This window comes from Corynebacterium sp. HMSC034H07, assembly GCF_001815175.1.
Classification (GTDB): domain Bacteria; phylum Actinomycetota; class Actinomycetes; order Mycobacteriales; family Mycobacteriaceae; genus Corynebacterium; species Corynebacterium hiratae.
In genome coordinates, this window is record NZ_KV819530.1 from 162,044 (window position 1) to 181,196 (window position 19,153).

The window sequence follows — 19,153 nt, forward strand, 5'->3', positions numbered from 1 at the left end:
AGAGGCCATGACCAGAATCATTGCTGGGGAGGCCCGGGGGCGCACCATCAAGGTGCCGGAAGCCGGGACTAGACCTACCTCTGACCGTGCCCGCGAGGGCCTTTTCTCATCGTTGAACGTGCGTTGGGGTTTCATCGACTCCCGCGTGCTGGATTTGTTTGCTGGCTCCGGTGCCTTAGGCCTGGAGGCAGCCAGCCGCGGCGCTGAGGAAGTGGTCTTGGTGGAAAACAATCCTGCGGCGGTGAAGATCATCCGGCACAACATAGGGGTGGTGAAGCACCCGCGCGTCGAGGTACGCGAGATGAAGGCCTCGTCCTATCTAGCGACCGCCCCGCGCGGGTATTTCGATATGGTGCTCGCGGATCCTCCCTATGAGTTCGATGATGTGGATGGGCTGTTGGCCGCGATCGAACCGGTGTTGGATGATGCCGCAATCGTCGTCATCGAACGCCATGTGGATTCCCCACAAACGCAGTGGCCGGAAGGCTTTGAGCCCACCGGCCAGAAACTCAAGAAGCGGACCTTTGGCATTGCGCGTTTTGATATGGCGATTTATCACCGCGCTGAGGACAGCGACTACAGCGACAACGCGGGTAGCGAAGACACCGCCATGACCGAAACCAAGGAGGATTAGCCATGCCCACCCACGCCGTCTGCCCGGGATCTTTCGACCCCATCACGCTGGGCCACGTTGACGTATTTAACCGCGCCAGCGAATTGTTTGACAAGGTCACCGTGCTGGTGACGGGAAATCCTGACAAGCCGTCCGGACTGTTTAGCGTGGAGGAGCGCGTGGATCTCATCCGCCGTACCGTCGCGCCAGAGATCCAGGTGGACTGGTGGGGCGGCCTGCTCGTGGATTACACCAGTGCCCATGGCATAGACACCATTGTCAAAGGCCTGCGCTCCTCCTTGGACTACGAGTATGAGCTGCCGATGGCACAGATGAACCGGCGCCTTTCCGGGATCGATACTGTCTTCTTGCTCACTGATGAAAAGTACGGCTATATCTCCTCCTCCCTGTGCAAGCAGGTGGCACAGTACGGCGGCGATGTCACGGGTATGTTCCCAGAGCACGTTGCGGCCGCCGTAATGGAACGCTACCGAGGCTAAGGAGACATGTCTGTACTGGCAATACCTTTCGTCGTCCTCGTTACCGTCATAGTCGGCTCCTGCCTGCAGCGAGTCTCCGGCATGGGGTTGGGCCTCATTGGCGGGCCCATCTTGACGCTCTTCCTCGGCCCCGTGGAAGGCATCATGGTCATCAACGTTTTGGCCTGCATTAACGCCATCCTCACGACCTATTCGATGCGCGAGAATGTGGCTTGGAATAAGTGGCTGCGCATCGGCCCCTTCATGGTCCTCGGCTCAATCCCGGCGGCGCTGCTTATCGCGCGCATCGATACCTCGGCGTTATTGGTGCTCGTGGGCGCCGCCTTGTTGATCGCGCTGGGCGTGGTGGTCTTCGGCCGCAAATTCGTCCCAGAGATGCGGGGGACGGGGCCCGCGATCTCCGCGGGTATCTTGGGCGGTTTTACCAATACCCTGGCCGGCGTCGCCGGCCCCGTCATCACCGTGTACGCCCAGGCTGCGCGGTGGCCTAAGTCAATCCTCGCCGCGACCCTGCAACCCTGCTTTGTCATCGGCGGATTGTCCTCTGTTCTGACGAAGTACTTCCTGGGCTCCGGCGGTTTCGAGGGCCTGCACTGGCTGGTGTGGCCTTGCGGAATAATCGGCATGTGCGTCGGCATCCTTGTAGGCAAGAAGATCGCCGGGCACGTCTCGCGGGAGAAAGCCCACACGCTGTCGCTGGCGCTGGCTAGCCTGGGAGCGCTGAGTGCTCTGCTGCGCGGTCTTTCCACGCTGGGCGCTTAAAACACTGCCTGGGTAAGGTGGACCCATGGCGAAGTTCAAGATTGAAGACGCGCTCTCCCTGCGCGCAGGCAAGAATTTTCAGATCGACTCGGTCGATGCCTCCGCAACCCCCGGCTTCGACGGTGACAAGGACGAGCTCGATGCCCGTTTCACCAAGTACGATGACGAGCTCTATGAACTGCAGGAGCGGCTCTTTGCCAACGGTCGCAGCTATGGTGAGGACGCCCCAGCGGTGCTCATTGTGTTGCAGGGAATGGATACCTCGGGCAAGGGCGGTGCTATTCGCCACGTGCTCAGCACCTTCGACCCGCAGGGAACCACCACGGTTGGTTTCGGAAAGCCCACCGAGGAAGAGCTGGAACATGACTTCTTGTGGCGCATCCGCAAGCACGACCCGCAGCCGGGACAGATTGTGGCCTTTGACCGCTCCCACTACGAAGACGTCCTCATTCAGCGCGTGCACGAGTGGGTCGACGAAGAAGAAGTGGACCGCCGCATCGAGGCTATCCGGGATTATGAGCTCGACCTGACAGCGAAGGGTGTCAAGGTCATCAAGATCTTCCTACACCTGTCCAAGGAAGCCCAGAAGGAGAATCTGCTGGAGCGCACGGAGCGGGAAGACAAGTTCTGGAAATACGATCCCGCCGATGTGGAGGAGCGCGCCTATTGGGATAAGTACATGGCGGCCTACCAGGACGCCATCCAGCGCACGGATGAAAACTATGCGCCCTGGTATGTCATTCCTACCGATAACAAGAAATACGCCCGCATGGCGCTGAAGTTCCTCATCGTGGATCTCCTACGCCATATTGACCTCGAATGGCCGGCGCCCGACTTCGACCCGGAGGTGGAGCGCCAGCGCATCGAGGACGCCGACTAAGAACTAGTCGCTCTGTGCCTCATCGACGTCGCTGGCGAGCTCACGGGCGGCGGCGTTGAAACTATCGAGGACGGACAACAGCGCTTCCTGGGCATTGATAATTCCCAGGTTGAGGGCGTGGAAGAGCTGGTCCTCGTTCAGACCCGCCGTGGTGACGAAGCAGGCATCACCACGCAGCTCCACCTCATCCTCAACGAGGCCAACGATCGCGCGCCCATCGAAGGCACTGGAATTGAACTCGTTGCACAAGACGTGGAAGATCGGGAGCATGTCCGCGTCGAGCTGCGTCGGCAGCACGCATTCCATGCGCACGAGGCCATCGTCGACGGTGATAACCCAATCAAGGTCATTGAGGCGGGCAACCGCCGCAGTGGGGTCCTCCGGGTGCGCGGTGGCCGCCATATCTAGTTCCGTACCGTTGAGCACGCTCAGCACGCTGTCCCGGCTGACGGCGGGCAGCGGAGACCCAGACAGGATGTCGAAAGGATCGGTGCCTTCGCTAGCGTTGTGGTTCATGCTTGCTCCTCCTCGTTCCAGGTGACCGCCTGGGGAAAACGCTGCGCCACGACGTCGAAAATCTCCGCGAAGCTGGCGAGCGAGCTCAGCAGGAAATGCCCCAGCTGGGCCAAGGACAAACCTTCGCCCACGGCCATGGCGCGGTTGGCGCCTAGGTGGATCTCCGCGTTGCCCTTCGCGTCCTCTTCGACGAGGAAGTTCAAGGTGGGCGCCACGCTGGCCCAGTTCAGCTCCGCCACGGCAGCAGCAACGTCGTGTTCGAGGTGCGCGGGAAGCGTGCCTTCCCAGGAGGCGAAGGCGCTCAATACGTCGCCTTCCGCGTCGAGGTCACAGTGCACCGCGATATGCGGCACACCGGTCTGCAGGACGCGGCGCGCGGGGGCGTTGTCGTCGCCGGCACCAGGAGCGTCGCCTTCCTCGGGGGCAGCTTCGATGAGCGCGTAGTCGGCATCGATAAGCTCGCACAACTGCGCCAGCCGGTCAATGGTGACCGGCTCAACCACGTGGAGATCGGTCACTGCTGCTCACCCTGCGCGCCCTCAGCTCCCTCGCCCGCCTGTGCAGCAGATTCGGAACCGAGCTTGGCCATTTCCTCGGCGGCGGCGACCATGGCGTTCTGGGCGTTGATGACACCATCCACGGAGGCGCGCAGCGCGGCCGCGAGTTGTTCGTCGGTCATGCCGGCCGCGCACGGAATATCGGCCTCGGTGCGCACGAGCAGCATGCCGTCGAAGTCAGCAATGACGGCGCGGGCCCCCATAGCCACGGAATTGATCTGGTTAGCCGCGAGGAAAAGGCCGGCGTCGGCCTTGGCGTAGTTGACGTCCGTTGGCACATCGCAGCGCACGATGGCAACGCTTTCCAGCACAGCGAACATGCACGGCAGGCCGTTGAGGTTGGCGGTGGCGGCGTCGTCGCGGCCGGTGACCGGCTCGAGTTCGATGTCGAAGGTCTTCATTGCCTCAATGATGCGGTCGAGGGTGACCTCCGGCAGTGCGTGCGGATCCTCGGCGGGGGTAGTCGCAGGATTAGTCATGGTTGTGCTCCTTCCAGGTGACGAGCTGCGGGTACTGCTGTTCAATCCACTCGAAGGACTGCAACACGGCATCCAGGGTGGACATGACGAACGCGCCTAACTGGTTGCGGGAAGCGCCGTGGGTCAGGTCGAGATCGCGCGCACCGGAGACTGCCAAGGCGTTGTCCGGAGCCTCAAAGAAGCGGAACGTCGGCGTGAAGTGATCCTGGTTCCAGGCGTTGATGTGCATGAGGAGCGCCGGGCCCTCGGAGGCGGGCACAGAACCGCGCCACACGGAATCAACGATGAGGGAGGAGCCAACCAGCTGGAAGGCAATGGCGGCGTTCGAGAAGCCGGTGCGCAAAAGGTTGACCGTCTGGCCGTCCTGCGTCTTTTGCTCTTCGATGCGGTATTCCAAGCCTTCTGACTTAAAGATCTCCGCAATGCGCTCGAGTGTGACCTCCTCAATCGGAGTATCGGGCTGCAGCTGGCGCTGCTGCGCTTCGTCGTGATTAGTGGTGTCAGTCAATTCTTCTACTCACTTCGCTACATTCTTCTTAATCTTTTCCGGCCCCGACACTACCGGAGCCGTCTTCCTGGGGTGCGCAGGTGGGGTCCTCGTAGAGCTTTTCCCCGCCCAGCTCGTGGGCAAGCGCTGGAGCGATCTCGGGATAGCGGAAAGTATGGCCGAGCGCTTCCGCGCGCGTGGGCAGAACCTTTTGGTTAGCCAGCGCAAGCTCACGCGCACCTTCCTTGCCCAGCAGCAGCGCCGGACCGACGCTGGGAATCGGAATGATGGTGGGGCGGTGGAGCAAGGAACCAAGGGCATCAACATAATCGCGGTTGAGCACCGGAGTGGGGGAGACCGCGTTGATGACGCCGTGCCAGGCTGGGTCGAGCGCGGCGCGGACAAACATGTCAGAAAGATCATCGTGCGCAATCCAGCTATTCCACATGGTGCCTTTGCCAAAAGCGCCGCCAAGACCAGTGGAAAACAGCCCGCGTAGCAGCGGCAGGATCCCTGCATTGGCTGATTGCACAATACCGGTACGCAGGTTAACCACGCGCTTTCCAGCCTCCCGCGCCGGCTCACACGCCGCCTCCCAGTCGGCGACGACGTCAGCGAGAAAACCCTCGCCGCGCTCCGATTCCTCGGTCAGTTCCGTCTCACCCCTGTCCGGGCCGTAGATTCCAATGGCGGAGGCGCACACCATGGCGGTCAGGGACGGGGTCTCAGCAGCCAGCTGGGCCAGTAGGCGAGTAGGCTCGACGCGGGAATCGCGAATGGCCTCTTTATGCGCGGAATTAAAACGCCCAAAGATAGGTTCGCCGGCCAAGTGGATGAGAACGTCAACGCCCTCCAGCAGGTCCTTCGCTGGCAACTGTGGGCGCCAGAGGCGCTCGCCAGGCCCGGGGTTGGAGCGCACCAAAGGGATGACGGTGTGGCCCAGGGTGCCCAATTGCGCAGCCACAGCCGCGCCCACCGTCCCGTGCGTTCCGGTTATCGCTATCGTGCGGGGCTCGGCGTTGAGTGCGCCGAGCCTGTGGGCAAAGCGAAAGTCTTCGATGAGCTGCTGCTGGCGGTAAGCGAAGATCGATTCCAGGGCTCCGGCGGGGATGCGGGTCTCCACCTTGTCCGTGATGAGCGTGCCCTCCGGGTGATCCTCAAAGAAGTGCTCGTGGCGCCAATTCGCCAAGGAGCGGAAGGGGGCGTTGATACAGACATCCGCGAAGGACCGCCGCGGTTGGTAGCGGCTGAGGTCGTGGCGGGCAACCCATTTCAGGCCGCCGGGAAAGCCCAATATTGAGGTTCCATCGGCCAAGGACTCGGCTTGCTGAAGCGGGGTCATAAAACCGAAAGGTGGGGTGAGGCGAGCAAACGCCCCCTGGCGGGTATGCCACTGCCATACGTCTTCGCGCGGGGCGGGGACAACGTGCTGGGTAGTGAAACTCACTGTCTATAGACCTGCCTCAGGAGATTCGGGGGTGCGAGGGCGTACCAAGCACGCGTGAAGAGTGCTATGGTTAGTGCTGGCTTTCAAGCATAGACAAGTCCACTGAACCATTGTCCGACATCCTTTAAAGACCGCACCGTGAGGCGGGGAAGGAGGTCACGATGAGTGAATCCGGCACCCACGCGGAGTCCACCGAGCTGCTGAGCTCCTCAGACGTCGCGCGTACTGTCGCACGCATCGCGCACCAGATCATTGAAAAGACGGCGCTAGATTCGAGTGATTCTTCTCGAGTCCTGCTCTTAGGCATTCCCTCTGGTGGCGTGCCTTTGGCGCAGCGCCTTGCCGAAAAGATTGAGGAATTCTCTGGGGTGGAGATTCCCTGGGGCTCCCTCGACATCACTTTGTACCGAGACGATTTATATGCCCGCCCGCACCGTGCCTTGCAGCCCACGACGGTGCCTGACGGCGGGATCGATGGCGCCACCGTCATTCTTGTCGACGACGTCCTTTACTCCGGCCGCACCATCCGTGCCGCCCTCGATGCCCTCGCGGACATCGGCCGCCCCGACATCATCCAGCTCGCCGTCCTCGTGGACCGCGGGCACCGCCAGGTACCCATCCGCGCCGACTACGTGGGCAAGAACATCCCCACCGCGCGGGATGAGGATGTCACCGTGTACAACGCCGACATTGATGGGCGCGATGCCGTCGTTCTCACCCGCTTCACTGCACAGCCCGGCAAGGAGGCATAAATGAAGCACCTTATTAACATCGCCGACCACAGCGCCGAGGAGATTCTCGGTCTGATGGATGAGGCCGACCGCTTCCGGGAGGCCCTAGAAGGCCGCGAGGTCAAGAAGTTGCCCACGCTGCGCGGTCGTACTGTCTTTACCCTGTTCTATGAGAATTCCACGCGCACTCGTTCCTCTTTCGAGACGGCGGGCAAGTGGATGTCGGCGGATGTCATTAACCTCTCCGCTTCGACGTCCTCGGTCAAGAAGGGCGAGTCCCTCAAGGACACGGGCCTGACCCTGGCGTCCATCGGGGCGGACGCCATCATCATGCGCCATCCTTCCTCCGGTGCGGCACAGCAGCTAGCCAGCTGGGTAGCGCCCGGCGGCCAGGGCCCGAGCGTGATTAACGCCGGCGATGGCTCCCACCAGCACCCCACGCAGGCGCTTCTCGACGCCGTCACGATGCGCCAGCTCCTACAGCTGGACGCGGATCGCTCTGCAGCCGGCACCGGTTTTGAGGGGCTCAACGTGGCCATCGTCGGTGACTGCCTGCATTCTCGCGTGGTGCGCTCCAACGTGGACCTGCTCTCCACGCTGGGTGCTGAAGTCACGCTCGTCGCCCCGCCGACGCTGCTGCCTTTCGGCGTCGACACCTGGCCGGTGCGCGTCTCCCACGATTTCGATGCCGAGGTGGCCAAGGCAGACGTCGTCATGATGCTGCGCGTGCAAGCAGAGCGCATGAACGGCGGTTTCTTCCCCTCGCACCGCGAGTACGCCACTCTCTACGGGCTGTCCAAGGACCGCGCAGCGGCCATGAAGAAGGACGCCATCATCATGCACCCAGGCCCCATGGTCCGCGGCATGGAGATCAACTACGCCGTGGCTGACTATGACAACACCGCGGTCCTCCAGCAGGTTAACAACGGTGTCCACGTGCGCATGGCGGCTTTGTTTACGCTGCTCACTAACGGCGAGAACGCCGGTATCTAAATCGATATGTCCCACTTAGCAACGAGGAGAGCTGAAGAATCCATGACTACTTATCCAGACACCGGCGTGCTCTCTGCTCCCGCGGCCGGCACTCTGCTCATCACCAACGTTCGCCCCTATGGCGAGGGTGAGCCCACCAGCATCCTGATCAAGGATGGCGTCATCGAAGCCATCGGTGCTGCCGCTGACGCCGGTGACGCCAGGGACGCCGGGGCCGTGACCCCGGCAGTTGAGGTGGACCGCACTATCGACGGTAGCGGCAACGTGCTGCTGCCGGGGCTGGTGGACATGCACGTTCACCTGCGTGAGCCCGGCCGCGAGGACACCGAGACCATCGAAACCGGTTCGCGGGCTGCCGCCAAGGGTGGCTTTACCGCCGTGTTCACCATGGCCAACACCTCACCGGTGACGGACCAGCCGATCATCGCCGAGTCCGTCTGGGCCAAGGGCCAGGCACGCGGCCTGTGCGATGTTCACCCGGTCGGCTCCATCACGAAGGGCCTCGAGGGCAAGACCCTGACCGAGTTTGGCATGATGGCCCGCTCGGATGCCAAGGTGCGCATGTTCTCTGATGACGGCAAGTGCGTCCAAGACCCGCAGCTCATGCGCCGTGCCTTGGAGTACGCCAAGGGCCTTGACGTCCTGCTGGCCCAGCACGCAGAGGACCACCGCATGACTGACGGCGCTAGCGCCCACGAGGGCGAGGTTGCGGCCCGCCTGGGCCTGCGCGGCTGGCCCCGCGTGGCCGAGGAGTCCATCGTCGCCCGCGACGCACTACTCGCGCGTGACTATGGCAACCGCATGCACATCTGCCACGCTTCGACGAAAGGCACCGTGGAGCTGCTCAAATGGGCCAAGGAACAGGGCATTCCGCTGACCGCCGAGGTGACCCCGCACCACCTGCTGCTGACCGATGACAAGCTGGTGACCTACGACGGCGTCTACCGCGTCAACCCACCGTTGCGCGAGGAATCCGACACCCTGGCCCTGCGCCAGGCCTTGCTCGACGGGCTTATCGACGTCGTGGCGACCGACCACGCCCCGCACGGCAGCGAAGACAAGTGCGTCGAGTTCGAACACGCCAAGCCGGGCATGCTGGGACTGGAATCCTCCCTGGCGGTCATCGCCAAGCTTTTCGTTGCCACCGGTCTGGCCGACTGGCGCTTCGTTGCCCGCGTCATGTCGGAACGCCCGGCCGAGATCACCCGTCTGCCCGGCCATGGCCGCCCGATTGCCGTGGGAGAGCCCGCAAACCTTACCATCGTTGATCCGGAACACCAGTGGGTATCCGATTCCACGCGCCTGGCCTCGAAGTCGGAGAACAACCCCTATGAGGGGGAGGAATTCGGTGCACGCGTGGCCTACACCATCCTGCGGGGCGCGGTGACCTACGACCTAGCGGCTGAAAGCGGCAGCGAGGCGGCCGAGTAATCGGGATAATCGACAATCAGAGTTGCTCACCACTTAAGTAGTCAACGCACACCAACGCACGTCCCCAACACAATCACCCTTCACCGAGAAAATTCACTGAAAGGTTCAACACACAGTGACTTCCACTACTACCACCCCCGCCATCCTGGTCCTCGCTGATGGCCGCACCTTCCGTGGCTTTGGCTTTGGCGCCACGGGTACGACCCTGGGCGAGGCTGTCTTCACCACCGCCATGACGGGCTACCAGGAGACCATGACGGATCCGTCGTACCACCGCCAGATCGTCGTGGCCTCCGCGCCGCAGATTGGTAATACAGGTTGGAATGATGAGGACAATGAGTCCCACGGCGACAAGATTTGGGCCGCCGGTCTGGTCATCCGCGACCTTGCCCGCCGCGTCTCCAACTGGCGCGCCGAGCGCTCACTGCCGGAGGAGATGGAAAAGCAGGGCATCATTGGTATCAGCGGCATCGATACCCGCACCCTGGTGCGCCACCTGCGCAACCATGGCTCCATCAAGGCCGGTATCTTCTCCGGTGCCGATGCTGAGCGGGACGTCGAGGAGCTCATCGCTGAGGTGAAGAATCAGCCCTCCATGGCCGGACTCGACCTGTCGGCAGAGGTCTCGACTGATGAGGTTTATTCCTTCCCGGCCGTAGGGGAGAAGCTCTTCACCGTCGTGGCCTACGACATGGGAGTCAAGACCGCCACACCGAAGAACTTTGCCGAGCGCGGCATCGAAACCATCGTGGTTCCCGCCAACACCCCGTTCGAGGAGATCAAGCAGTACAAGCCGGACGGTGTGTTTGTCTCCAACGGTCCGGGCGACCCGGCTACTGCGGACACCATGGTTGGCATCGTCCGCGACATCCTCGCCGCCAAGTACCCGTTCTTCGGCATCTGCTTCGGCAACCAGATCCTCGGCCGTGCGCTGGGCATGGATACCTACAAGCTGAAGTTCGGCCACCGCGGCATCAACGTGCCGGTGCGCAACCAGCTCACCGGAAAAATCGACATCACCTCTCAGAACCACGGCTTCGCCCTGGCTAGCCCGTCAGGCAAGGAAGACCCGGCCGGTGAGGAATTCGATACCAACTTCGGCCCGGCAGTGGTGTCTCACACCTGCCTCAATGACAACACCATCGAAGGTGTTGCGCTCAAGGATGGCATGGCCTACTCCGTGCAGTACCACCCAGAGTCCGCGGCTGGCCCGCACGATGCTAACCCGCTCTTTGACCAGTTCATTGAGCTCATGACTGAAAAGTCTCCGAACAAGTAGAACACAACCAGGAAAAGGAAGAAGAAACACATGCCAAAGCGCAACGACATCAATCACGTCCTGGTTATCGGCTCCGGTCCGATTGTTATTGGCCAGGCCTGCGAGTTCGACTACTCCGGCACCCAGGCCTGCCGCGTGCTCAAGGAGGAAGGCCTGCGCGTCACGCTGGTCAACTCCAACCCGGCAACGATCATGACGGACCCGGAATTCGCAGACCACACCTACGTAGAGCCCATCGAGCCCGAGTTCATCGAGAAGATCTTCCAGAAGGAGAAGGAAGAGGGCAACCCCATCGACGCCGTCCTGGCTACCCTGGGCGGCCAGACCGCTCTGAACGCCGCGGTACAGTTGGACCGCCTCGGCATCCTGAAGAAGTACGATATCGAGCTCATCGGTGCCGATATCGACGCGATTGAGCGCGGCGAGGACCGCCAGAAGTTCAAGGATATTGTCGCCTCCATCGGCGGCGAATCCGCGCGCTCCCGCGTCTGTCACACCATGGAGGAGGTCCACGAGACCGTCGCCGAGCTTGGCTTGCCGGTTGTCGTTCGCCCGTCGTTTACCATGGGCGGCCTCGGTTCGGGCCTGGCCTTTAACGAGGAGGACCTTGAGCGCATTGCCGGCGGCGGTCTGGCTGCGTCCCCAGAGGCGAACGTCCTCATCGAGGAGTCCATCCTTGGCTGGAAGGAGTTCGAGCTCGAGCTCATGCGTGACGGCGACGATAACGTTGTGGTCATCGCGTCCATCGAGAACGTCGACGCCCTCGGCGTCCACACCGGTGACTCCGTCACCGTAGCCCCGGCCCTGACACTGACGGACCGCGAGTACCAGAAGATGCGCGATCAGGGTATCGCCATCATTCGTGAGGTGGGCGTCGACACCGGCGGCTGCAACATCCAGTTCGCCGTGAACCCGGATGACGGCCGCATCATCACCATTGAGATGAACCCGCGCGTATCCCGCTCCTCGGCGCTGGCCTCCAAGGCTACCGGTTTCCCGATTGCCAAGCTGGCCGCCAAGCTGGCCATTGGCTACACCCTGGATGAGGTGCGCAACGACATCACCGGTGTGACCCCGGCGGCCTTTGAGCCGACTCTGGACTATGTCATCGTCAAGGCTCCGCGTTTTGCCTTTGAGAAGTTCCCGGGCGCCGACGACACCCTGACCACCACGATGAAGTCCGTGGGTGAGGCCATGGGTATCGGCCGCAACTACATTTCCGGCCTGAACAAGGTCATGCGCTCGCTGGAGGGCAAGCCTTCTGGTTTCTGGACCAAGCCGGATGAGTACTTCGCTGAGGAGCGCGCAACGGACGTGGAGGCCGTTCTCAAGGACCTGGAGCGTCCGACCGAGGGCCGCATCTACGATGTCGAGCTGGCCCTGCGCCTCGGTGCCACCATCGAGCAACTGCACGAGCACTCGCACATCGACCCGTGGTTCCTCGCCGAGCTTGAAGCGCTTGTTGAGTTCCGCGAGGAGCTCGTGGGCGCTCCGGTGCTCGACGCCGAGCTGCTGCGCCGCGCCAAGGTCTTTGGCCTGTCCGACGCCCAGATCGCGGCTCTTCGCCCAGAGTTCGCCGGTGAGGATGGCGTGCGCTCCCTGCGCTGGTCTTTGGGCATTCGCCCGGTGTACAAGACCGTTGATACTTGTGCGGGTGAGTTTGAAGCCCAGACCCCGTACCATTACAGCGCTTATGAAATGGACCCGAACGCTGAGTCCGAGGTGCGCGAGAGCAGCGAGAAGACCAAGGGCAAGGTCATCATCCTGGGCTCCGGTCCGAACCGTATCGGTCAAGGCATCGAGTTTGATTACTCCTGCGTGCATGCCGCCCTCGAGCTTTCCCGTGAGGGCTACGAGACGGTCATGGTTAACTGCAACCCGGAGACCGTGTCTACCGACTATGACACGGCAGACCGCCTCTACTTCGAGCCGCTGACTTTCGAGGACGTCATGGAGGTCTACCACGCGGAGGCCGCGTGCGGTGAGGTTGCCGGAGTCATTGTCCAGCTGGGTGGTCAAACCCCGTTGGGCCTGGCTGAGCGCCTGACTGCTGCCGGCGTTCCGGTCGTGGGTACTTCTGCCGCTGCCATCGACTTGGCGGAGGACCGTGGTGAGTTCGGCAAGGTGCTTGCTGAAGCCGAGCTTCCCGCACCGGCCTTCGGCACCGCGACCTCCTTCGAGGAGGCACGCCAGGTTGCCGCGAAGATCGGCTACCCGGTACTGGTCCGCCCGTCCTACGTGCTGGGAGGCCGCGGCATGGAGATCGTCTACGACGAAGATTCGCTGCGCGATTACATTGAGCGCGCTACCGAGATCACCTCGGATCACCCGGTCTTGGTTGACCGCTTCCTGGATAACGCCATCGAGATTGACGTCGACGCGCTGTGCGACGGCGAGGAAGTCTACCTCGGCGGCGTGATGGAGCACATCGAGGAGGCCGGTATTCACTCCGGTGACTCCTCCTGTGCGTTGCCGCCGATGACGTTGGGCCCAGAGGATATTGAGAAGGTGCGGGAGTCAACGCGTCGTCTAGCGCATGGCATTGGTGTTAAGGGCCTGATGAACGTTCAGTACGCCCTGAAGGATGACACTCTCTACGTCATCGAGGCCAACCCGCGTGCCTCCCGCACCGTGCCTTTCGTCTCCAAGGCCACCGGCGTTCCGCTGGCCAAGGCCGCCGCGCGCGTCATGCTGGGTGCATCCATCGCCGAGCTGCGCGAGGAGGGCATCATCCCGTCTACTTACGACGGTGGTTCCCTGCCGCTGGAGCACCCGATTGCGGTCAAGGAGGCCGTGCTGCCGTTCAACCGCTTCCGTCGCCCCGATGGCCAGCTACTGGATACCTTGCTGTCTCCGGAGATGAAGTCCACCGGTGAGGTGATGGGCTTGGCTGATAACTTCGGTGCCGCCTATGCCAAGGGTGAGATGGCCGCCTTCGGCGAGCTGCCCACCGAAGGCACCGTGTTTGTCTCCGTAGCCAACCGCGATAAGCGCACGCTTATCTTCCCGATTCAGCGCCTGGCCTACATGGGCTACACCATTGTGGCTACCGCTGGAACCGCGCAGATGCTGCGCCGCAATGGCGTCGAGTGCGAGGTCGCCCGGAAGGTTTCGGAGGCCACGGAGGGCGAGGAGTCCATCGTGGATCAGATTCTCGCTGGAAAGGTAGATCTCATCCTTAACACCCCGGCAGGCTCCGCCGGTGCCCGCCACGACGGCTATGACATCCGCGCTGCTGCCGTATCCGTGGGTATTCCGTTGGTGACCACCGTCCAGGGCGTGACCGCCGCCGTGCAGGGCATTGAGGCTCTGCGTCGCGGGGATCTCAAGGTGCGCGCGCTGCAGGAGCTTGAGCATGACCCAGCAAACTAGGAAGACGCCGTCTTTCGGTGAGCGCCTCGTAGCAGCCGGTGCGGAGCGCGGGCGCCTGTGCGTAGGCATCGACCCGCACCCGCATCTGCTGGAGGACTGGGGCCTGTCGGTTGATGTGGATGGTCTGCGCACGTTTACCCTGCGCTGTGTAGAGGCCTTCGCTGAGACTGCCGCAGTGGTGAAGCCACAGGTGGCCTTCTTTGAGCGTTTCGGTTCGCGCGGCTTCGCAGTTCTTGAGGAGGCCCTCGCGGGGCTCCGCGAGCAGGGCTGTCTGAGCTTAGCGGACGCGAAGCGCGGAGACATCGGTTCCACCATGGCGGGCTACGCGCAAGCCTGGCTGGGGGAGGACTCGCCGCTGCGTTCTGATGCTGTGACGGTCTCGCCCTACCTTGGTGTGGGCGCTTTGAGCCCAGTCTTCGACCTAGCGGAGCATACTGGACGCGGGGTCTTTGTCCTTGCGGCGACCTCCAACCCGGAGGCCGTGGCGTTGCAGTCGTTGAGCGTCGACGGCCGCAGCGTGGCACAGCGCGTCGTCGATGAGCTTGCACAGCGCAATGCGTCCGCGGCTGGGCCAGACACCACCGTGGGTGCCCTTGGTGTTGTCGTTGGCGCGACATTGGAGGCTCCGCCTGCACTAGACCAATTAAACGGTCCGGTGCTGCTGCCGGGTGTGGGCGCCCAGGGCGCCACGCCCGCCGATGTAAGGGAACTCACCGCAGCGGCGCCCGAGCTCGGCTTTGCCAACGTTTCCCGGGCCATTCTTTCGCAGGGGCCGAATGTCTCTGACCTGCGGAAAGCCGTAGTGGATACGGCGGCGGAGTTCCGAGACTAAAAATCAGACCAGGTAGCGGCGTGCTGGATTAACGGGCGCGCCGTTTACCTGGTATTTTGTTTAAGGCATGTGCGTTGACGTGCGGGAACCTTTAAAAGAAGGGGGCCGCGTTACGTCATCGCGTACAGACCAGTGCTAGGATTGCCAGAAGTCGGTTCGTGGAGGTAGCAAAAGCTATCCCGCGCTGGGGAAACCTTCCCACCGTGAGCCGAGATTCTGGTGCTAGCCATCAGATGACAATGTTCGAACTAATGAAATCGGAGGAAACCCGTGGCCCTTCCCAAGTTGACAGATGAGCAGCGCAAAGAAGCTCTCGCAAAGGCCGCTGAGGCCCGCAAGGCTCGCGCTGAGCTCAAGGCTGCGCTGAAGCGCGGCGAGACCAACCTGCAGGAAGTTCTAGAGAAGGCCGAGACCGATGAGATCATCGGCAAGACCAAGGTCTCCGCTCTCCTCGAGGCCCTGCCGAAGGTTGGCAAGGTCAAGGCTAAGGAAATCATGGAGGACCTGGAGATTGCTCAGACCCGCCGTCTGCGTGGCCTGGGTGACCGTCAGCGTCGCGCCCTTCTCGAGCGTTTCGGCTACGGCGAGTAATTAGCGCAATGGCTGACGAAACTGCACGCGGGCGCCTGGTCGTTCTGGCCGGGCCGTCTGCTGTGGGTAAGTCCACTGTGGTTTCGCGCCTGCGCGACGATGTCGACAACCTCTACTTCAGCGTCTCCATGACGACGCGCCAACCCCGTCCCGGAGAGACTGATGGGGTGGACTACTTCTTCGTCTCCCCAGAGACCTTCCAACAGCATATCGACGCCGGTGACATGCTCGAATGGGCAGAGATCCACGGCGGTTTGCAGCGTTCCGGGACGCCCGCTCAGCCGGTCCAAGAAGCGATGACGGCTGGACGCCCGGTGTTGGTAGAGGTTGATCTTGCAGGCGCCCGCAACGTGAAGGCGGCGATGCCGGAGGCGGAAACCGTGTTTCTCGCCCCACCATCTTGGGAAGTTTTGGTCGAGCGCCTGACAGGGCGTGGGACCGAACCGCAGGATGTCATCGATCGCAGGTTGCAGACCGCTGAGTCGGAGCTTGCCGCGCAAAAGGAGTTCGACCACATCGTTGTCAATGAAGATCTCGATGAGGCCGTTGCTGCTATTAGTGCTATCCTGCGTGGATAGACCACGATTTTGACCATCTACCAACAGTAAAGGTGCATGTGACCAACGTGACCACACCTGCTAATTCTGAGGCCGTTAAGCCGGAACCAGTATTCGATCCGCCGACGGGCATTACCGATCCGCCGATCGATGAGCTGCTGGGCAAGGTCTCGTCCAAGTACGCTCTGGTGATCTTTGCCGCTAAGCGCGCACGCCAGATCAACAGCTACTACCAAGAACAGGATGAAGGCGTCTTCGAGTTTGTCGGACCGCTGGTGACCCCAGAACCGGGGGAGAAGCCGCTGTCCATCGCTTTGCGCGAAATCGAAGCTGGCCTGCTGGACCACGAGGAAGGCAACTAAGCTTTTCCGTGCCGGTAGCGGCCTAAAGCACATTCTGAACTGAACCCACCCACGTGTCTGCTAGGACGCTGGGTGGGTTCAGTGCGTCTTGGGTAACATCGTCCGAGTGAAGGACGTACAGCATTTCCAAGAAGTTCGAGAGAGTAACGCGGTGAACAACACAGAGTCCGCAGGTGTTGGGTCAGTTCAACGGCGGCGCATCCTCATCGGTGTGGCAGGAGGAATTGCCGCCTACAAGGCGTGCCATCTTATCCGCGATTTCACTGAGCATGGCGATGATGTTCGCGTGATTCCTACAGAGGCCGCACTGAATTTCGTTGGGGCGGCGACCTTTGAGGCCTTGTCGGGGCATCCGGTGTCGACCACGGTCTTTGATGCGGTGGATGAAGTCCAGCACGTCTCCCTAGGCCAGCAAGCGGATGCCATCGTTATTGCCCCGGCAACCGCAGACCTGATCGCGCGTTTGGCTGGTGGTCGCGCAGACGATCTTCTCAGCGCGTCTGTCCTCGTTGCGACGTGTCCAGTGATTATCGCCCCGGCGATGCACACGGAGATGTGGCTTCACCCGGCAACCCAAGACAACGTGGCTACGCTGCGCCGTCGCGGAGTTACTGTCATGGAGCCCGCCCACGGCCGCCTGACCGGTACCGATACGGGCGCAGGCCGGTTGCCGGATCCGGAGCAGATCGCGGAGTTTGCTCGCACCATCATTGCCGGCCACCGCGTGGACCATGATTGGCAGGGCCGGAAGGTCGTGATCTCCGCTGGCGGGACGCAAGAGAACCTTGACCCAGTGCGCTACCTTGGCAACCGCTCGTCCGGGCGGCAGGGCTTTGCGTTGGCTGAGATTGCCGCACAGCGGGGTGCCGATGTCACCATCGTTGCTGGTAATACGGAGGCGCTTCCGGTTCCCTCCGGTGCCGCGGTCGTGCGGGTGACCTCAACCCGCGATATGCAGGAGGCAATGAATGCAGAGTCCGCGGACGCGGACATCGTCATCATGGCCGCGGCCGTTGCGGACTATCGCCCAGCTTCCGTGGCTGAGTCAAAGATGAAGAAGGGGTCCGCGGACGCCGATTTGGCGCATCTGGAACTGGTAGAAAATCCAGATATTCTCAAGGGCCTCGTCGAGCGCCGCGACAGTGGCACCCTCAACCCCGATGCCATCATCGTCGGCTTTGCCGCAGAAACCGGTGATGAGACGACGACTGTCCTGGAGTACGCCCGGCGGAAGTTCGCAAAGAAGGGCTGCGATGTACTCATGGCCAATGAGGTTGGGGAGGGAAAGGTCTTTGGACAGCCTACGAGCGCTGGGTGGATCCTGCGGCGTGATGCCGAGCCAGTGGTGGTCGAGCCTGGCTCGAAACAGGTCGTGGCCGCGCAGATACTTGAAGCTGTGAATGAAATCCTGAAAAAGTAGTGGTCGTTCTTGCAGCTGTAGACCGCTTGGTCTACGATGGGGCGGTGTTATCAGCCGAGGCGTGGGCAAGGCGCTGTCCCACCCACGACGCGCAGAACTAGCTTAAGGAAAAGTTGTGACTGAAAGAACTGCACAGGCGGTACGCCTCTTTACCAGCGAATCCGTAACAGAAGGCCACCCGGATAAAATTTGTGACGCGATCTCGGACGCCATTCTTGACGCCCTCCTCGAGGAAGACCCCAACGCCCACGTCGCCGTAGAGACCCTCGTGACGACGGGGCAGGTGCACGTCGTCGGTGAGGTGCGCACCACTGGTTATGTAGAGATCCCCCAGATCGTTCGCAAGACCCTCGTGGAGATTGGCTTTACTTCCTCCGACGTTGGCTTCGACGGCCATACCTGTGGCGTCAACGTCGCCATCGGTGAGCAGTCCCAGGAGATCGGGGCTGGCGTGGATGCCTCCACCGAGGTTCGTTCCGGCACCTTCGAAGACGATGACCAGTACGGTGCGGGTGACCAGGGCCTCATGTTTGGCTATGCCACCAATGAGACCCCGGAGTTTATGCCGTTGCCGATTTCCACGGCGCACCATCTATCGCGCCGTCTCACCCAGGTGCGCAAGGAGGGCATCGTGCCTTCCCTACGCCCCGATGGCAAGACCCAGGTCACCTACGCCTACGACGAGAATGATGTACCCACGCGGCTGGAGACGATCGTCATCTCTACCCAGCACGATCCGGACGTCACCCAGGAGTGGTTGGCCGAGCAGCTGCGCACGCACGTCGTCGAATGGGTCGTCAACGACGCCGACTTGGGCAAGTACTACACCGAGGACACCGAGCTGCTCATCAATCCTTCTGGCTCCTTCATCCTCGGCGGACCCATGGGTGATGCCGGGTTGACCGGCCGCAAGATCATCGTGGATACCTATGGTGGCATGGCCCGCCACGGCGGCGGTGCCTTCTCCGGTAAGGATCCGAGCAAGGTGGACCGCTCCGCTGCCTACGCCATGCGCTGGGTGGCCAAGAACATTGTGGCCGCCGAGCTTGCCGACCGCGCCGAGGTGCAGGTGGCGTATGCCATCGGCCGCGCCAAGCCAGTTGGCCTCTACGTCGAGACCTTCGGTACTGCGCACGGCGGGCTGAGCGACGCCGACATCCAGGCCGCAGTGGACAAGGTCTTCGATCTGCGCCCGGCCGCCATCATTCGCGAGCTCGACCTCCAGCGCCCGATCTACCGCCAAACCGCGGCCTACGGTCACTTCGGCCGCACCGATGTTGACCTTCCGTGGGAGGACACCCCGCGGGCCGTCGACCTGCGCCGTGCCGCCGGCCTGTAGAATCG

20 protein-coding genes are annotated in these 19,153 nt (G+C 62.2%); 15 read left to right on the top strand and 5 right to left on the bottom strand.

Annotated elements, in window-relative coordinates:
* Window positions 1-7: 7 nt before the first annotated feature.
* Genes rsmD through HMPREF3009_RS07885 form a run of 4 tightly spaced genes read left to right on the top strand, consistent with a single transcriptional unit; the run spans window position 8 to window position 2,755 of the window.
* Window positions 8-634: a 16S rRNA (guanine(966)-N(2))-methyltransferase RsmD gene (gene rsmD / locus HMPREF3009_RS07870; RefSeq protein ID WP_070681172.1), complete on the top strand. Its 627-nt coding sequence runs from the start codon at window positions 8-10 to the stop codon at window positions 632-634.
* Window positions 635-636: 2 nt separating this feature from the next.
* Window positions 637-1,113 (top strand): pantetheine-phosphate adenylyltransferase, encoded by a 477-nt coding sequence (gene coaD, locus HMPREF3009_RS07875; protein ID WP_046649077.1) that lies wholly within the window; start codon window positions 637-639, stop codon window positions 1,111-1,113.
* Between the two features lie 6 nt (window positions 1,114-1,119).
* Window positions 1,120-1,875, top strand: a complete 756-nt coding sequence (locus HMPREF3009_RS07880; protein WP_070681175.1) for a sulfite exporter TauE/SafE family protein — start codon at window positions 1,120-1,122, stop codon at window positions 1,873-1,875.
* Between the two features lie 25 nt (window positions 1,876-1,900).
* The gene (locus tag HMPREF3009_RS07885; protein ID WP_070681178.1) at window positions 1,901-2,755 is read left to right on the top strand and encodes a PPK2 family polyphosphate kinase; all 855 of its coding nucleotides are present in this window, start codon (window positions 1,901-1,903) and stop codon (window positions 2,753-2,755) included.
* Window positions 2,756-2,758: 3 nt separating this feature from the next.
* Here HMPREF3009_RS07885 and HMPREF3009_RS07890 read toward each other — a convergent pair whose 3' ends face one another.
* Genes HMPREF3009_RS07890 through HMPREF3009_RS07910 form a run of 5 tightly spaced genes read right to left on the bottom strand, consistent with a single transcriptional unit; the run spans window position 2,759 to window position 6,241 of the window.
* Window positions 2,759-3,271, bottom strand: a complete 513-nt coding sequence (locus HMPREF3009_RS07890) for a hypothetical protein (protein ID WP_070516565.1) — start codon at window positions 3,269-3,271, stop codon at window positions 2,759-2,761.
* Entirely contained in the window at window positions 3,268-3,789 is a 522-nt protein-coding gene (locus HMPREF3009_RS07895) for a hypothetical protein (protein WP_070516567.1), read from the bottom strand. The genes HMPREF3009_RS07890 and HMPREF3009_RS07895 overlap by 4 nt, the downstream gene beginning before the upstream one ends.
* Window positions 3,786-4,307 carry a YbjN domain-containing protein gene (locus tag HMPREF3009_RS07900; protein ID WP_070516569.1) on the bottom strand — a complete coding sequence of 174 codons (522 nt, stop codon included), beginning with the start codon at window positions 4,305-4,307 and terminating at the stop codon, window positions 3,786-3,788. The genes HMPREF3009_RS07895 and HMPREF3009_RS07900 overlap by 4 nt, the downstream gene beginning before the upstream one ends.
* Window positions 4,300-4,815, bottom strand: a complete 516-nt coding sequence (locus HMPREF3009_RS07905; protein WP_046649083.1) for a YbjN domain-containing protein — start codon at window positions 4,813-4,815, stop codon at window positions 4,300-4,302. Before HMPREF3009_RS07905 ends, HMPREF3009_RS07900 begins: the two co-directional genes overlap by 8 nt.
* Window positions 4,816-4,843: 28 nt before the next feature.
* Window positions 4,844-6,241, bottom strand: coding sequence for a TIGR01777 family oxidoreductase (locus tag HMPREF3009_RS07910; protein WP_070681180.1), 1,398 nt, complete (start codon window positions 6,239-6,241; stop codon window positions 4,844-4,846).
* A gap of 161 nt (window positions 6,242-6,402) precedes the next feature.
* Here HMPREF3009_RS07910 and pyrR point away from each other — a divergent pair, with 161 nt between their 5' ends.
* The 11 genes from pyrR to metK all read left to right on the top strand — a co-directional run bounded on the left by pyrR (window position 6,403) and on the right by metK (window position 19,148).
* Window positions 6,403-6,993, top strand: coding sequence for a bifunctional pyr operon transcriptional regulator/uracil phosphoribosyltransferase PyrR (gene pyrR, locus HMPREF3009_RS07915; RefSeq protein WP_070681183.1), 591 nt, complete (start codon window positions 6,403-6,405; stop codon window positions 6,991-6,993).
* Complete coding sequence (locus tag HMPREF3009_RS07920; RefSeq protein ID WP_070681186.1) at window positions 6,994-7,965, top strand: aspartate carbamoyltransferase catalytic subunit; 972 nt, start codon at window positions 6,994-6,996, stop codon at window positions 7,963-7,965.
* Between the two features lie 42 nt (window positions 7,966-8,007).
* Window positions 8,008-9,396, top strand: a complete 1,389-nt coding sequence (locus tag HMPREF3009_RS07925) for a dihydroorotase (protein WP_070681190.1) — start codon at window positions 8,008-8,010, stop codon at window positions 9,394-9,396.
* 115 nt (window positions 9,397-9,511) lie between these two features.
* On the top strand, window positions 9,512-10,675 hold the full coding sequence (carA, locus tag HMPREF3009_RS07930) for a glutamine-hydrolyzing carbamoyl-phosphate synthase small subunit (protein WP_070681192.1): 1,164 nt from the start codon (window positions 9,512-9,514) through the stop codon (window positions 10,673-10,675).
* 30 nt (window positions 10,676-10,705) lie between these two features.
* Window positions 10,706-14,047, top strand: a complete 3,342-nt coding sequence (gene carB / locus HMPREF3009_RS07935) for a carbamoyl-phosphate synthase large subunit (RefSeq protein ID WP_070511722.1) — start codon at window positions 10,706-10,708, stop codon at window positions 14,045-14,047.
* Window positions 14,031-14,879, top strand: a complete 849-nt coding sequence (pyrF, locus tag HMPREF3009_RS07940; protein ID WP_070681195.1) for an orotidine-5'-phosphate decarboxylase — start codon at window positions 14,031-14,033, stop codon at window positions 14,877-14,879. The genes carB and pyrF overlap by 17 nt, the downstream gene beginning before the upstream one ends.
* A 270-nt stretch (window positions 14,880-15,149) precedes the next feature.
* Window positions 15,150-15,470 carry an integration host factor, actinobacterial type gene (gene mihF, locus HMPREF3009_RS07945; RefSeq protein ID WP_010186801.1) on the top strand — a complete coding sequence of 107 codons (321 nt, stop codon included), beginning with the start codon at window positions 15,150-15,152 and terminating at the stop codon, window positions 15,468-15,470.
* 8 nt (window positions 15,471-15,478) lie between these two features.
* Window positions 15,479-16,048, top strand: coding sequence for a guanylate kinase (gene gmk / locus HMPREF3009_RS07950; protein WP_070516581.1), 570 nt, complete (start codon window positions 15,479-15,481; stop codon window positions 16,046-16,048).
* Between the two features lie 38 nt (window positions 16,049-16,086).
* The gene (gene rpoZ, locus HMPREF3009_RS07955; RefSeq protein ID WP_046649090.1) at window positions 16,087-16,389 is read left to right on the top strand and encodes a DNA-directed RNA polymerase subunit omega; all 303 of its coding nucleotides are present in this window, start codon (window positions 16,087-16,089) and stop codon (window positions 16,387-16,389) included.
* Window positions 16,390-16,540: 151 nt separating this feature from the next.
* Window positions 16,541-17,809: a bifunctional phosphopantothenoylcysteine decarboxylase/phosphopantothenate--cysteine ligase CoaBC gene (coaBC, locus tag HMPREF3009_RS07960; protein ID WP_070681197.1), complete on the top strand. Its 1,269-nt coding sequence runs from the start codon at window positions 16,541-16,543 to the stop codon at window positions 17,807-17,809.
* 115 nt (window positions 17,810-17,924) lie between these two features.
* Window positions 17,925-19,148 carry a methionine adenosyltransferase gene (metK, locus tag HMPREF3009_RS07965; protein WP_070681200.1) on the top strand — a complete coding sequence of 408 codons (1,224 nt, stop codon included), beginning with the start codon at window positions 17,925-17,927 and terminating at the stop codon, window positions 19,146-19,148.
* Window positions 19,149-19,153 lie beyond the last annotated feature (5 nt).